The sequence below is a fragment of the Acinetobacter sp. DMC2 genome (assembly GCF_056314305.1).
Map to the genome: position 1 here is coordinate 427,233 of NZ_JBQUYP010000003.1, position 14,950 is coordinate 442,182.

Consider the following 14,950-nt stretch of genomic DNA (forward strand, 5'->3'; position numbering starts at 1 on the left):
AAATATTCTATTTACTGGCGCTCACGCACAGAGTACAAACCCAGTTTCCGTTGTAAGGGCGCTTCATCTGCAATAAACAAATAGCATGGTTGATCTGAGGTATTGATTAAATCAATATGAGCAAAACATGGCGCACATGCCGTATCAGCTTTATTTAAATTGAAATCTTTCTGATCAATTTTGACTTGGAGCTGACCATCAATCACATGAAAAATTTGGGCAGTAGAACGCGGTTGGAGCTGTAAAGTTTCATTTGGTCTGAGCATTAAAGCGGAGTAACCAATAATTTTTTGACAGTCATCACCGGTTTCAGGATTGATGTAAGTCACCTGAGTTGGGGCTTGATGGTTTTTATCATCTGCAAGCGCGTGCAAAACTTTTTTGGTTTCTTTCCAAGAGTAACGCATGATCGGATACAAGGCATTTTCACGGGTAAAATGTGCAGTTGGTACAATGCCAGTTCCATAATGATGAGCATTTCCGGCACTGGTCACTTTTTGGATTTCACCCGGTTGTACATAAGAAGCCTCCATGTAATAAACCAAAGGTAAATCTAGTACATCTAACCAGATGACAGGCTCATCGCCATCATGTCCATGTTCATGCCACAGCCCTGATGGTGTAAGGATTAAATCTCCATGCTCCATCATGCATTTTTGACCTTCAACCGTTGTATAAGCCCCTTCACCTTCAACAATCAGACGCACTGCATTTGGGGTATGTCGATGTGACGGCGCCCACTCTTTTGGCAACAAAAGCTGCATGCCAAGATACATGACCGAACTGGCTTTCATATTTTCCAGACCATGTCCGGGATTGGCTAAAACCAATACACGGCGTTCAGCTTTTTCAATTGGTGTTAACTCACCTGCTTCGAGCAATAAAGGTTTAATATTCTGAAAATACCAAGCGGTTGCTACGGTCTGCGGCATCGGTTTATGCGGAGGTAATACATTACGTAAACTTGGCCATAAAGGGACTAAATTTGATTCTTCAAGTTGACTAAGATAACGTTTCGGCAAGTCATCTAGTGTTGCTAACTGTTCCATTTCAGATCCTCTATTTAAGGCCAATTTGTACAAGAAGACTTTGTACTTTTACGGCCTATTCTTCCTTGATCATCAATGTAACAATCGAAAATTGTTGAATCCATGCACAAAAAACAATAGTCTGTATTGATAAAAACAATACAAGGAAATTAAAGTGTTTGATCTTGATACTCGGCTTTTACAAATTTTCTTTGAAATTTATAAACATAGCAGTGTGTCTAAAGCTGCCGAACAGCTTGAAATTGGACAACCCACTTTAAGTATTGCGTTAAATAAATTACGTGAGCATTTTCAGGACCCACTTTTTGTCCGTATTGAAAATAAGATGCAACCTACTGAGTTATCTAAACAAATATATCCGCTAGTTGTAGAAATTCTGAACCGACTAAAACTGGTTCAAAACTACAATATTGAATTTGATCCTCAGACTTCAAATTATCAATTTAAAATCAGCATGACTGATATTAGCCATCTGGTTTTATTACCCAAACTGATCAATTATTTACGTGCCCACGCACCCAATATTCGCTTGGAAATTGTCCCAATTGATGCCAATACACCAGTGATGATGTCAAATGGCGATATTGACTTAGCCATTGGTTTTTTGCCTCAGCTTGAAGCAGGTTTTTATCAGCAAACACTTTTCCAGCAACGTTATATTTGTATTGCCAGTAAAGAACACCCAAGGCTTACAGGCACAATGCTTTCAGACCAAGAATTTCGCCAAGAGCTACATGTCGATATTTTTGCAACGGGTGGACACTACGTGCTGGAGCATGAGTTACAAAAACTGGGAGTAAACCGAAATATTCTGGTTCGTTTGCCAAGCTATTTAGGGGTTGGCTTGGTTGTTCAAGACACCGACGCGATTGCGACTATTCCTCATTATTTAAGTCAGGTGCTTTTAGTCAGAGGTGGTTTAAAAGTTTTAGAACCTCCTTATCATTTTCCGACTTATAGCGTAAAGCAGCATTGGCATGCACGAATTCATCAAACACCAAGTAACCAATGGTTAAGAAGAGTATGTTTTGAACTTTTTTCTGAATAGAATATTTAAACAGACACCATTAAAAAACTAATAAAAACAAAAAGACTTTGCATAGATGAATAAAATCTCACTACACAAAGTCTTTATAAACTCTTTTTTAAATTAATCTAAATTCATGGCAACCGATCTGGTTGCTTTACGCTTTCGCGTGACAAACAACCCGCAAATGACCACCAATAAAGTTACGCCTAAAGATAAAGTAGTTTCATAACTATAGGTTGGTGATAAGAACATATAACCTAAAACGGTCATAATGACCAAAATCACAAACCACGTTAACCATGGGAACAACCACATTTTAAAAGATATAGCTGCGCCCTCTTTTTCCAATTTATGTCTTAACCGTAATTGAGAAAATGCAATTACAAGATAAACAAGTAATGCGATTGAGCCTGTGGTGGATAGCAAGAACCCAAAGACTTGTCCTGGGAACATATAGTTCACCGCACAGCAGATCACACCAACCAAAGTAGATAAAAATACAGCTGAAGTCGGTACACCTGCTCTATTAATTTTTGTCACAACACTCGGTGCTTCGTGGCGTGTACCTAAAGCAAATAACATTCGAGATGAGGTATAAACTGCGGCATTCATACAGCTTGCAACTGCAATAAAAACCACAGCATCCATAATCAATTTAGTTTCGGGAACATTTAAACTCATTAACACAAACTGAAAGGTCCCGAATTTTTGTAAGTCTGGCGAACGCCAATCGACCAAAGCAACAGCAAGAAAAATTGAAACAACAAAGAATAATATAATTCGATAAAGCACTAAATTCGTTGCACGTTTAATTTTTTCTTCTGGATTTTTAGATTCTGCCGCTGCAATAGAAAGAATTTCTATTCCAAAAAATGAAAATGCTGAGATTAAAATGGCTGATAAAACACCGCCCATTCCGTGTGGCATAAAACCACCATTTGAAAATAGGTTACCAACGCCACTGACATTTGTTGCTAAAGGCCACATTCCAAATACAGCCATTGCTCCAATGATAATAAATACTACAATCGCAATAACTTTAATGAGTGCAAACCAAAACTCAAATTCACCAAAGCTTTTGGTACTAAAAAAGTTAGCTAGACTGAGTAAAATAATAAAGGCAAATGCATAAACGGCACTAGAAATTTGCGGGAACCATGCGTGTAAAATTTCAGCTCCAGCAATGGCTTCGATTGGAATCACCAACACCCAAAACCACCAATATAGCCATCCAATGGTAAACCCTGCCCAAGGGCCAATTGCTTTACGGGCATATGTAGAAAATGAACCTGTATCAGGTTGCGCGACCGCCATTTCACCCAGCATGCGCATGACCAGAAAAACTAAAATACTTGTAATTATATAAGCAAGTACGGCAGCAGGCCCTGCTTTTGCAATTGCCGCAGAAGAGCCTACAAATAAACCTGCACCAATAACACCACCAATACTAATCATGGTGACATGTCGATTAGAAAGTCCTTCACTTAATTTTATTGTTTTATCATTGTTCATATTCGATTCCTTCAAATTGACAAACTGATTTTAAAACCGTCTTAAAAATGTACTTCTCCAACTTGTACGAAACAAAAAAGGGAAAATCAGAGTTTTCCCTTTTTATTGATTAATTTAATGTAGGCATAGCAAATTGTTTGGCTTCACGAAGCTGAGTTGAAGGCCAACGTTGGGTAATGGTTTTACGGCGTGTATAAAAACGCACACCATCTGGACCATATGCATATAAATCACCAAACAATGAACGCTTCCAACCACCAAAGCTATGATATGCAACTGGTACAGGTAATGGCACATTGACCCCAACCATACCGACTTGAATATTGCTCGTAAAATAACGTGCAGCCTCACCGTCACGAGTGTAAATACACGTTCCATTACCATATTCATGGTCATTAATAAGTTGCATTGCATCTTGCATGGTTTGTACACGAATGACCTGTAAAACAGGACCAAATATTTCTTGCTGATAACTTGTCATGTCTGGTGAAACTTGGTCAATTAAAGTCGGCCCAACAAAAAAACCGTTTTCATAACCTGCCGGTTTTGCATCACGACCATCCACAACAATTTTAGCACCTTGTTGCTCTGCACTTTGAATAAAAGCTTGTACTTTGTCTTTATGTGCTTGCGTAATGAGCGGTCCGAAGTCATTACGCTCATCTGCATAATGCCCAAACTTCAACTGCTTCATTTCTTGTTTTAATTTTTCAATCACAACGTCGGCAACTTCATCGCCAATTGCAACTGCGACTGATAACGCCATACAACGTTCACCAGATGAGCCAAACGCCGCCCCTAACAAAGAAGTCACAACATTATCAATATCGGCATCAGGCATAATAATTGCATGATTTTTTGCTCCCCCTAAAGCTTGGCAGCGCTTACCACTCGCCGTTGCCGTACGGTATATGTACTCTGCAATAGGCGTAGATCCAACAAAGCTAACTGCTTGAATTTTAGGATGATGAAGCAACGTATCAACCGCCTCTTTATCGCCGTTTACAACACTAAAAACACCATCAGGCAAGCCTGCTTGTTTTAAAAGCTCCGCTAAAAATAAAGCGGCAGAAGGCGCTTTTTCCGAAGGTTTTAAAATAAAACAGTTACCGCAAACGATTGCCATTGGGAACATCCACAACGGAACCATTGCAGGAAAGTTAAAAGGCGTAACACCTGCAACCACACCTAGCGGCTGGAACTCACTCCACGAATCAATATCTGGACCCACATTTTTTGAATATTCGCCTTTTAAAAACTCCGGCGCACCACATGCATATTCAACGTTTTCAATCCCACGTTGTAATTCACCTTTAGCATCGTGGCAAATTTTTCCGTGTTCTTCACCAATGAGTTGGCAAAGCTTGTCAGCATTTTCTTCAAGTAATTGCTTAAATTTAAACATCACACGTGCGCGTTTAATCACTGGTGTATCACGCCATGCAGGAAAAGCTTGCTCTGCAATTTGAACCACTTGATTGACCAGCTCTGCATCTGCAAGTGCAACTTCTTTTGTACTCTCGCCAGTCGCTGGATTATAAACAGGCTGTTTCCTGGTGGTTTTAGTGACGAGTCCACCATCAATAAAATGCCCTACCACTTTAATGGTTTGCTGACTTGAATCTATTTCTGTGTTGGCAACCGTGTTACTGTCAAAATTCTCTAAAGTATTCATCTTTATTCCTTGTATCTATTCATCTTGTCCAATTAAGTTTTAAATCGATCAATGTTATTTCACTTGATAAATTGCCTCACCGACGGCATTCATGAGTCGTTGTAACTCTGTCTCTGTGCTATTAAACATTGGGCCAAACTGAAGCGTATCTCCGCCAAAACGGACATAGAAACCCGCTTTCCAAAGCTGCATACCAATTTCAAAACCACGAATCGTCGCATCGCCATCACGCGGTGCTAATTGCACAGCACCAATCAGCCCGCAGTTGCGTATATCAAGAATGTTTGGAGCGCCTTTTAATTCATGTAAAAGCTTTTCAAAGCTTGGAGCTAAAGCAGCTGATTGATGAATTAAATTTTTCTTCTCTAAAACATCAAGTGTTGCTAAAGCCGCTGCACAAGCCACTGGGTGCGCCGAATAGGTATAGCCATGGGTAAATTCAACCGCATGTTCAGGTAAATCTTGCTGCATAAAGGCATCATAAATTTCATGGCTTGCCACTACGCCACCCAGTGGAATAGCGCCGTTGGTAATTTGTTTGGCAAAATTTAAAATATCTGGTGTAACGTCAAAATATTCTGAAGCCGTCCAAGTCCCCATTCGCCCAAAACCAGTAATGACTTCATCAAAAATAAGTAAGATATCGTGTTGATCACAGATTTCTCTTAAACGTTTTAAATAACCAATCGGCGGCACAATACATCCTGCCGAACCAGAAACAGGCTCTACAATGACGGCAGCAATATTCGAAGCATCATGTAGCTCAATTAACTTAAGCATCTCATTGGCAAGCTCTACACCACCTGTTTCAGCACAGCCTTTGGTAAAACTTAAATCGGGCTGTAAGGTATGCGGTAAGTGGTCTACATCCATAAGCTGACCAAACATTTTTCGGTTGCCACCGATACCACCAAGACTTGTCCCTGCAACGTTTACACCATGGTAGCCACGTGCACGCCCAATCAACTTGGTTTTGCTTGGTTTGCCTTTAATTCGCCAATAGGCACGCGCCATTTTAATTGCGGTGTCGGCAGACTCTGAACCCGAGTCGGTAAAGAACACATGCTGCAATTTTTCAGGCATAAGTTGAATAATTCGCTCAGCCAGTTGAAACGACAATGGATGACCAAATTGAAATGCTGGCGAGTAATCCAGCTTTGCTAACTGAGTACTTACGGCTTGCTGAATTTCAGGAAGCGTATGCCCAGCACCACAAGTCCAAAGCCCTGATAATGAGTCGTAGACTTCACGGCCAGTACTATCAATTAAATAAGACCCTTTAGCACCAACAATCATCCGTGGATCTTTATGGAAATTGCGATTTGCAGAAAATGGCATCCAATGCGCTTGATAATTTAAGCTCATCTGAGCATTTGATTGAATATTTTCCGATGCAGAATCGCCATCAGTTAATTTGTCGATATCAAACATAATCACTCTTCTTGTTTTGAGGCTATTTTTTGAGTGTACATAGCACTATAGTTTTGATAAATTCAAATTATCTTGAGTTTAGATTTAAAAAAACAAAACTAAATGAAACCTAAAAAACTAAATCAAGTCACTGATTTTGATATTAAATTACTTAAAATATTTAAAACGGTTTGTGACTGTCACAGCTTTACATCTGCCGAAAGTATTCTTGGCATTAGTCGTTCTGCAATTAGTTTGCATATGAGCGATTTAGAGAATCGTTTAGGCATTCGGCTATGCCAACGTGGCCGCGCAGGGTTTGCATTGACTGATGAAGGACGGGAAATTTTAGAATATATAGAAGTGCTCACCGCATCTATCGAAGACTTTCGCTCCAAAGTCAATCAAATGCATAACCGTCTAAAAGGCGAATTTAATATAGGTATTATTAATAACCTTGTGACCATGCCAAGTGGCTACATTACCAATACGCTGGCACAACTTGCCGAAGAACATTCGGAAGTGATCATTAACATTAGCATGAGCACACTTTCAGATATTGAGTGCCGTGTATTAGATAACCGTTTACATGCTGGAGCAATTCCCCTTGTGACTCCGCTGTCTGGCCTAGACTATTTTGACTTATATAGCGAAAGTTCATTTTTGTACTGCGGTAAAAACCATCCCTTGTTTGGCAAATGTAGCAAGATGGAACTAGATGAATTAAAAAAATGGCAAGCTGTACTTCCTAATTATGCAATCACACCTGAAGCGGCAAAGTTGCACCAGCTTTTAGACTGTAAAGCGACAGCAAGCGACCGTGAAGGAATCGCATTTCTGATTTTAACGGGAAAATTCTTAGGTTTTTTACCCGACCACTATGCAAAAAAATGGGTTGAAGATGGTTTTATGCAAGCTGTTTCAAAGGAAAAAATGCATTACAGCACGCCCATTTGCTTAATTACTCATAAAGGCAAAAACCACAACATTATTTTAAAAACTTTTATGGAAATGCTCGAAAAGCGGGTGCTGAATCATTAGGGAGGTAGTTTCTACCTCCGCCAGATCGTAAAAAAATCCACTACAAACCAAAATTAAAGATTATAAAAAGAATTAGTTAATTGCTATTTCATAATGAAAATTATGAGCCAAGCCAAACGACTCACGGTATTCAACTGCAACCCCTTCAAGATTTTTTGCAATACGGCATACCTTAACTAAAGGATCTTCAAGCTTATTATTTAAATAGCTATCTTTAATGTTTTTCTCAAAAGTTAACCGTTCTCTTGCAGAAGAAACAAATTGGCCACAGTGCTGATAATAAAAAGGATAAAGTAAATTACCAAAATCAGAGATCGGAATTTCTTCCAGATTTTTAAATAAACCTTCAGGCAGCCAAATTCTTTCACTTAAAACAACGACTTCTTCATGCTTACGCACACGCTCGATATAAAGCAACTTTTCGGTAAGCCCAAGCCCCAGCTCTGAGTTTACTTCCGGTATCGCTTCACATACTTCTACTTTTTTAATTTGACCTTGTGGCTGAATGAGTTCGCCTTTTTTATTACGTAGTCTAAAAAAACGAATAAGTGAGTTTTCAAAATTAGGTTGTTTTAAAAAAGTGCCTTTTCCTTGCAACTTAATTAACAAGCCGTCCTCAACCAGCCCTTCTACAGCTTTTCTAACGGTTCCAACCGATACGCTATACATTTGCGCAAGCTCTTGTTCGCTTGGAATAGGCTCTTCCACTGTCCACTTAGACTGGATCAGGAGTTTTTGAAGTTCCCAACGGACCTTTTCATATCTTGGCAATTTAAAATTTTTAAATGCAGTCTCATCAAGCATTTGCGTTAAACATTATGAAATCGATTTGACAATATTAGCATAGTTCTATGTAATACAAAAAACCAAACATATATATGTTTAGATGTTTATATATTTATCAAGGAAGATAATATGACTGCATTAATGCTGATGGCTTTAGCTGTATCTATAGGTTTAGGTTATAAAACAAAAATCAATATTGGATTTTTTACAATCGCGTTTGCCTACCTGATCGGTTGTTTTGGTATGGGTCTTAAGCCTTCTGAAGTTATTGAATTATGGCCTGTCAAAATTTTCTTTATTATTTTATCTGTTACTCTGTTTTATAACTTTGCTCTGGCAAATGGCGCACTAGAGAAGCTTGCCAGCCATCTTTTATATAAATGCCGTAAGTTTCCTCAGTTTTTACCTTTAGCGATTTTTTTCGCCGCGACCATTATTGCCGGCCTAGGCGCAGGTTTTTATACGGTGCTTGCTTTTATGGCACCGATTACCCTGCTGCTGTGTAAAAAAACCAATATGAATATGATTATTGGTGGGATGGCTGCAAATTACGGCGCTTTAGCTGGCGCAAATTTTATGACATCACAAAGTGGCATTATTTTCCGAAGCTTAATGGAAAATACAGGCATTAGCTCTCAAACCGCTTTTTCATATAGTAGCGGAATTTTTGTCTTAACTTTAATTATTCCAATTGCAGTATTGGGAATTTATACCCTCTGGAATAGAAAAAGTAATTCAATTGTCATTGAAGATCAAAAGCCTGAGCCATTCGACAAAAAGCAGAAACAATCAATTTTTCTCATTATTTTAATGATGTCGATTGTTTTGGTTTTTCCCATATTGCACCTTGTTTTTCCAGATGCAAAAACCATCAGTTTTTTAAATTCCAAAATTGATATTGCTTTCCTTGCCATTACCTTTTCACTCATCAGTTTACTCATGAAACTTGCCGATGAGAAAAAGGTCGTTGCACTTGTGCCTTGGGGAACGCTTATCATGATTTGTGGTGTCGGTATGCTCATCGCATTAGGCGTGAAACTCGGCATTATTACGACACTTTCAGAATGGTTAGCACACAACGTTCCAGTTTGGGTTATTCCAGTACTGCTATGCCTGATTAGTGCCATCATGTCTGTCTTTTCAAGCACGCTTGGTGTTGTTGCCCCAACCCTATTTCCAATTGTTCCAGCGCTTGCAATTACGTCTGGATTAAATCCACTTGTGCTCTTCATTTGTATTGTTGTGGGGGCACAAGCTACAGCTATTTCTCCTTTCTCATCTGGCGGTAGCCTCATTATGGCTTCAGCACCAGCAGATATCGATAAAACCAAATTCTTTAATCAACTGTTATTTAAAGCCATTCCTGTAGGACTAATCGCAGCTTTAATCGCTATTTTCGCTTTAAAATTTGTAATGTGAGATGGAAATGAACTGTATAGATACACATGCACATGTTTTTTCGACTCAGGACCACAGTATCGAAACAGCACGATACGCACCTGATTACGATGCAACTGTACAAAGTTTTGTCTCTCATCTTGATCAACACAATTTTACGCATGGCGTTTTAGTTCAACCCAGCTTTTTGGGTACAAATAATCAAGCGATGTTAAATGCAATTCAGCAATCCCCTGACCGTTTAAAAGGAATCGCCGTTGTTCAACATACGACGGCTTTTGATGAGCTATTGCAACTTAAAGAACAAGGCATCGTCGGTATTCGCTTAAATCTATTCGGTCTTAACCCACCTTCGCTAAATACGCCTGAATGGCAAAAGTTTTTACGAAATGTGGAAAGTCTCAACTGGCAAGTTGAATTGCACGCTCCACCAAAATATCTGGTCCAGCTTTTACCACAACTGGGTGACTATAGTTTTAATGTCGTGATTGACCATTTTGGCCGAGTTGACCCAGTTAAAGGGATTGAAGATCCAGATTATCAGAAGTTTCTAAGCTTACTTAACGTAAAACAGCACTGGATTAAAGTGTCCGGTTTCTACCGTTTAGGTACTACGCCTAACAATATAAATATGGCACGACAGGCCTATAACATTCTTAAAGAAAAAGGCTTTTTACACAAACTCATTTGGGGAAGCGATTGGCCGCATACCCAACATGAATCTTCAATAACTTATGAGGACGCATTTAAAACTTTTAAACACATCGTGTTTGATAAACACGAGCAATGTTTAATTTTAAATCAGAACCCGACCGAGCTGTTTGATTTCTCACGTACATAAGGAGTATGTATGAAAAATGATATATCTATATCGGAAGTAGAAAAGTCAACGATCCGTAAACTTTCTTTTCGTATTCTTCCTTTCCTCATTCTTTGTTATTTCATCGCTTATATTGATCGGGTGAATATTGGTTTCGCCGCTTTAACCATGAACCAAGAAATTGGTTTAACTGCTACCGCCTTTGGTTTCGGTGCGACATTATTCTTTATTGCCTACGTTATATTTGAAATTCCCAGCAACATGGCAATGGAAAAGCTGGGGGCACGTATCTGGATTGCAAGAATCATGATTACTTGGGGAATTGTGGGTTGCTGTACCGCCTTCATTACCGGCCCCATTTCTTATTCGATTTCAAGATTTTTACTCGGCGCTGCCGAAGCTGGTTTTTTCCCGGGCGTACTACTGTATTTAACGCTCTGGTTCCCAAAACGATATATGGCTCGAATTGTTGCTGTATTTATGGTTGCCATTCCTTTATCTAACTTTATCGGTTCACCGTTATCTGCTTTATTATTAGGTTTACATGGTTTACTGGGTTTAAGTGGATGGCAAGTGCTTTTAATTTTAGAAGCCTTACCCGCGATTCTTCTTGGTTTATTTTGTCTTGTATGGCTGCCTAACACTGCAAATAATGTTAAATGGTTAAATCAAGAAGAAAAGGAATGGCTCTCAAACACCTTAACTTTTGAAAAAAACCAATTGTTAAATTCTGAAAAACAAGACAGTGCTGAGCAGAAAAAGAGTAAGTTTAAACTTCTTATTACCAATAAATATTTATGGTTCTTCGCAATTATCTATGCAGGAAGTTCAGCAACCAGCAATATTTTATCGTTATGGATGCCTCAAATTTTAAAAGCCTTTCATTTAACTGCTATGCAAACCGGTCTGTTAAATATGATTCCGTTTGGTTTAGCCGCTGTGTTTATGATTGTTTGGGGCATACATGCTGATAAAAGTGGTAATAAGAGTTTGAACACAGCTATTCCGCTATTTGTGACGAGTCTTGGTTTGCTTCTTACGATTTTTACTTCATCTTTAACATTAAGCTTGCTTTTATTCTCGTTAGTTTTGATGGGTAACTATGCCATTAAAGGTCCTTTCTGGGCTTTGGTTTCTGAACGTTTACCACCTACTTTAGTTGCTGTGGGCATTGCGGCGGTCAATACTATCGCGCATATTGGTACTGGCCTTATGAACTCTATCATGGGCATAGTCAAAGACTACTCGGGTAGTTTCCCTATTTCTCTTTTACCGCTATGTATGCTTACATTTACGGGTGCAATGATTGCGTTATATTTGGGAAGGAAACCAACTTTGCCGAAGGCGCAAAAGGTTCAAAAAGTGGTTTAAGCAATGATATTTAATTTGCTCTCATAATTTAAGAAAGCCCTACTAAAAACAATATTTAGCAGGGCTTTCTTTACTGTAGTAAATACGATTCTAATTTAAAGACAAATATTAAAAACGATACCCCACACCTAGATATGTAATTAAAGGATCAATATCAACTTTGGTTGAGGCATGAATTAACTGCTTACCTGTTTTGCTATCAATCACATCAATATTTGCGCGGTTATTTAACTTAGCATAAGACACTGAACCAACGGCATACCAATTTGGCGTAATGTCATAAGTAGCTCCTAGACTCACAATTGGGGCAATCGCATCAGTTGCTTTAACTCGAACATATGGATTTGCACTCGAAGTTTTACCATCTAAAGCTGCACCAGCATTGTTATCTAGAACATTCTGAATCATATGCCCCGCAGCAATTAAGTCAGAATTAATTTGGTCGTTTAACTTAATATTAGAGAAGCGTGAATACATAATTCCTGCGCCAATATATGGGCGGAATTTATTTACTCCTGCCTTTCCGAACTGATATTGAGCCTCTAATGCTGGAGTCCATGCACGTACCGTAGCAGCTTTCGATTTATTACCAAGATTAGTGATCGGAATATCTTGTAATAAATCAAGTTTATCGCCAATTACTAAAGCAGCGAGGCCTTCTGGATTTGCAAAGCCAGATAACGGCGCGTTGATTTCTCCTTTCCCCTTAATATCAACCTTTGGAGGAATCCCACCGATGAGCTGTAATGACACATTTTCATTAACGTAATAATTAAACATTAATCCCAAAGTATCTACATCATCAGCTTCAAGGCCTGTGCCTTGAGCTTCCCATTGCTCCAATCCTTTAATAGTCGCTGTTCCAGTTAGATCAGCCGAAACCATGTCATTTTCATCTACAAGCCCTAATAACTGACCAACTGATTGCTGCTGATTGCCGTTTTCATCGACTGGATGGCTAAATACCATATCGAGAACTTCTTTGGCATTTTCTCCAGTTGATAATGTTGCATTAGGGTCTATTGATTTCATAAATGCTGAAGTAGAAATAGCTCCAACTTTGGCCGTGGTTCCATTTGCTACAGCAGTATTGATGTTGAATGGATTTGCCTTTCCTTGTGGCATGACATGCAACCACCCAGCAGACACAGAAAACCGTTTAAATTCTGCATGTGAGGTTTGAGTTCCCGTTACAAAAGCCACGGCGAGCAGATTTCCGCCTATTAATTTTAAAATATCCATTTAATTTCCTTTATTTTATTTAAGAGGTTTCCATTAACCTCTTCATTTAAAATAAAGATTTTTTTAACTTTTGGTAAAATTTTCCGATAAAAAGTATTATAAAACAATATATTAATTTTACTTAATTTATTTTAATTGATTGAAAATTATACAATATAAGTGAACTTTCTATGGAAATTTATAAATTAAAAAAAAGCCCACCTTCCGATGAGCTTATTTTTACTGGGATTAAAGCCTATTTTATTTTTCTTAGATTTCACCCATAAAAAACTCCGCTAAATAATTTTTTAGCGGAGTTAAAAATACAGAATAGTCTGTATTTAGATTTAATCAAAAAAAATGCTATCGCATCTATGGAATTTAATTAGTAAATGAAAGAAAAACCATTTTCATAAATTTTATCTGTAGGGACATAGTAATATCCTTGACAAGCACCTGTTACATCATCTATTGCTCCGAGTGAAAGAATACCACTGGCAATCGTTAAAGCTGTAAATACGGGCCCACCACTATCACTACCACCACAAGTAGACGTATTTACATCTACCCAAAAACTGCCAGGAAATAGAGGCGCACCAGTATTAGGATCATATTCTGGAACAATTACGCCCACACCTCTAACAGTACCGCAACTATATCCTGTTGCATTACCATAGTGACAAACACTATCACCAACTCTTGTTGCAGATAGAGTACGTCGACCAGTAAGTGTTCTAGTGGTGGTTGGTCCTACGTAGAACTTATTGGTGATATTGGCTGTTGTACTATTCCACTGAAGATCATTAGACTGTGCAAACGGAATCTCACCTACAAATGTATATGGAGTTCCATCCTGTTTACTCTTGAAGTTATTAGGGCAGTGAGCAGCTGTACTCATGTACTTTGTACCATTGGCATTTTTGATGCCAAAACCTGTAGTACAATCTGCATACATTGTTGAGCTGATTTGTCCTGCAACAAAAGTCCCACCATTAGCATCTACAAGAGGCTTTACAGACCAGTTAACTAAATTAATTTCTAGCGGTAAGTTCGGGTTGTTCCATTCAGCTTTGATTTGATCTATTTTTCTTTGGTTCTCTGTTGTTTGTTTGCCCTTTACACGAACATAAATACTTCCACTTTTTTCGTCATATCCAACAGTTTGAACTTTAGAAAAATATTTACTAGCTAATTTAGCAGCTTTATTTAATTGTCCTTTAGCATTCTCTCTTGTTTCTTTAGCTCCGTATTGAATTTCTATAGGCAAATTGCTTTTTGAAATAGCATTCCCTACCGCTACATTTCTTTTCTCATTCTGGCCATAACCTTTGACTCTAACCACAATTTTATATGTAGGTGCGTTTTCCACGTAAATACCACCTATACGCCCTTTAAATTCTTTTTCAATAGTGTCGAGTGCCGAGTCTCGGTTAGCTTCTAATACTAATGCTTTATTTGCTTCTGCTGTACTTACGCCATGCAATAAAGAATAGCTTCGAATATCTTGTTCAGCTCCATTATTTGGTGTAGCGAATGTATAAGTTGAGGATATTAAAATTGTTAGTGCTAATATTTTTTTCATTTTTTACCTTCTGGTCAAAAAAATAAGATTTAAATATAACGATATATTGTTTCTA

12 protein-coding genes are annotated in these 14,950 nt (G+C 38.4%); 5 read left to right on the forward strand and 7 right to left on the reverse strand.

From position 1 onward, the window contains the following. Positions 1 to 11: 11 nt before the first annotated feature. Positions 12 to 1,049 (reverse strand): cupin domain-containing protein, encoded by a 1,038-nt coding sequence (locus ACT53H_RS08785; RefSeq protein ID WP_476009079.1) that lies wholly within the window; start codon positions 1,047 to 1,049, stop codon positions 12 to 14. 154 nt (positions 1,050 to 1,203) lie between these two features. Here ACT53H_RS08785 and ACT53H_RS08790 point away from each other — a divergent pair, with 154 nt between their 5' ends. Continuing rightward, positions 1,204 to 2,097, forward strand: coding sequence for a LysR family transcriptional regulator (locus ACT53H_RS08790; RefSeq protein WP_476009080.1), 894 nt, complete (start codon positions 1,204 to 1,206; stop codon positions 2,095 to 2,097). A gap of 102 nt (positions 2,098 to 2,199) precedes the next feature. Here ACT53H_RS08790 and ACT53H_RS08795 read toward each other — a convergent pair whose 3' ends face one another. From ACT53H_RS08795 to aptA, 3 genes are all read right to left on the reverse strand, one after another. Continuing rightward, on the reverse strand, positions 2,200 to 3,591 hold the full coding sequence (locus ACT53H_RS08795; RefSeq protein ID WP_005305585.1) for an amino acid permease: 1,392 nt from the start codon (positions 3,589 to 3,591) through the stop codon (positions 2,200 to 2,202). Positions 3,592 to 3,700: 109 nt separating this feature from the next. Further along, a complete protein-coding gene (locus ACT53H_RS08800; protein WP_476009081.1) occupies positions 3,701 to 5,266 on the reverse strand; it encodes a CoA-acylating methylmalonate-semialdehyde dehydrogenase in 1,566 nt (521 codons plus the stop codon). Between the two features lie 54 nt (positions 5,267 to 5,320). After that, a complete protein-coding gene (gene aptA, locus ACT53H_RS08805; RefSeq protein ID WP_476009082.1) occupies positions 5,321 to 6,703 on the reverse strand; it encodes an omega-aminotransferase AptA in 1,383 nt (460 codons plus the stop codon). A 96-nt stretch (positions 6,704 to 6,799) separates the two neighbouring features. On the opposite strand from aptA, the gene ACT53H_RS08810 reads away from it, so the two are divergent. Next, positions 6,800 to 7,717, forward strand: coding sequence for a LysR family transcriptional regulator (locus ACT53H_RS08810; RefSeq protein WP_296517518.1), 918 nt, complete (start codon positions 6,800 to 6,802; stop codon positions 7,715 to 7,717). A 72-nt stretch (positions 7,718 to 7,789) separates the two neighbouring features. On the opposite strand, the gene ACT53H_RS08815 is transcribed toward ACT53H_RS08810, so the two are convergent. After that, positions 7,790 to 8,521, reverse strand: coding sequence for a GntR family transcriptional regulator (locus tag ACT53H_RS08815; protein WP_476009083.1), 732 nt, complete (start codon positions 8,519 to 8,521; stop codon positions 7,790 to 7,792). A 111-nt stretch (positions 8,522 to 8,632) separates the two neighbouring features. Between ACT53H_RS08815 and ACT53H_RS08820 the strand changes: the two genes are divergently transcribed. From ACT53H_RS08820 to ACT53H_RS08830, 3 genes are read left to right on the forward strand one after another with little or no spacing between them, the layout of a single operon-like run. Beyond that, positions 8,633 to 9,922 (forward strand): SLC13 family permease, encoded by a 1,290-nt coding sequence (locus tag ACT53H_RS08820; RefSeq protein ID WP_151962907.1) that lies wholly within the window; start codon positions 8,633 to 8,635, stop codon positions 9,920 to 9,922. Positions 9,923 to 9,929: 7 nt separating this feature from the next. Continuing rightward, complete coding sequence (locus ACT53H_RS08825) at positions 9,930 to 10,742, forward strand: amidohydrolase family protein (protein WP_174745885.1); 813 nt, start codon at positions 9,930 to 9,932, stop codon at positions 10,740 to 10,742. A 9-nt stretch (positions 10,743 to 10,751) separates the two neighbouring features. Further along, on the forward strand, positions 10,752 to 12,092 hold the full coding sequence (locus ACT53H_RS08830) for an MFS transporter (protein ID WP_004792157.1): 1,341 nt from the start codon (positions 10,752 to 10,754) through the stop codon (positions 12,090 to 12,092). A 108-nt stretch (positions 12,093 to 12,200) separates the two neighbouring features. On the opposite strand, the gene ACT53H_RS08835 is transcribed toward ACT53H_RS08830, so the two are convergent. Beyond that, positions 12,201 to 13,334, reverse strand: coding sequence for an OmpW/AlkL family protein (locus ACT53H_RS08835; protein WP_476009084.1), 1,134 nt, complete (start codon positions 13,332 to 13,334; stop codon positions 12,201 to 12,203). A gap of 364 nt (positions 13,335 to 13,698) precedes the next feature. Further along, complete coding sequence (locus ACT53H_RS08840) at positions 13,699 to 14,895, reverse strand: S1 family peptidase (RefSeq protein WP_225623320.1); 1,197 nt, start codon at positions 14,893 to 14,895, stop codon at positions 13,699 to 13,701. Positions 14,896 to 14,950: the final 55 nt, after the last annotated feature.

Excerpts from the sequence above, each read along its gene's own strand:
- ACT53H_RS08835 (WP_476009084.1), bottom strand. The coding sequence starts at position 13,334 with ATGGATATTTTAAAATTAATAGGCGGAAATCTGCTCGCCGTGGCTTTT.
- ACT53H_RS08810 (WP_296517518.1), top strand. The coding sequence starts at position 6,800 with ATGAAACCTAAAAAACTAAATCAAGTCACTGATTTTGATATTAAATTA.
- ACT53H_RS08840 (WP_225623320.1), bottom strand. The coding sequence starts at position 14,895 with ATGAAAAAAATATTAGCACTAACAATTTTAATATCCTCAACTTATACA.
- ACT53H_RS08825 (WP_174745885.1), top strand. The coding sequence starts at position 9,930 with ATGAACTGTATAGATACACATGCACATGTTTTTTCGACTCAGGACCAC.
- ACT53H_RS08795 (WP_005305585.1), bottom strand. The coding sequence starts at position 3,591 with ATGAACAATGATAAAACAATAAAATTAAGTGAAGGACTTTCTAATCGA.
- ACT53H_RS08785 (WP_476009079.1), bottom strand. The coding sequence starts at position 1,049 with ATGGAACAGTTAGCAACACTAGATGACTTGCCGAAACGTTATCTTAGT.
- ACT53H_RS08815 (WP_476009083.1), bottom strand. The coding sequence starts at position 8,521 with ATGCTTGATGAGACTGCATTTAAAAATTTTAAATTGCCAAGATATGAA.
- ACT53H_RS08820 (WP_151962907.1), top strand. The coding sequence starts at position 8,633 with ATGACTGCATTAATGCTGATGGCTTTAGCTGTATCTATAGGTTTAGGT.
- ACT53H_RS08830 (WP_004792157.1), top strand. The coding sequence starts at position 10,752 with ATGAAAAATGATATATCTATATCGGAAGTAGAAAAGTCAACGATCCGT.
- ACT53H_RS08800 (WP_476009081.1), bottom strand. The coding sequence starts at position 5,266 with ATGAATACTTTAGAGAATTTTGACAGTAACACGGTTGCCAACACAGAA.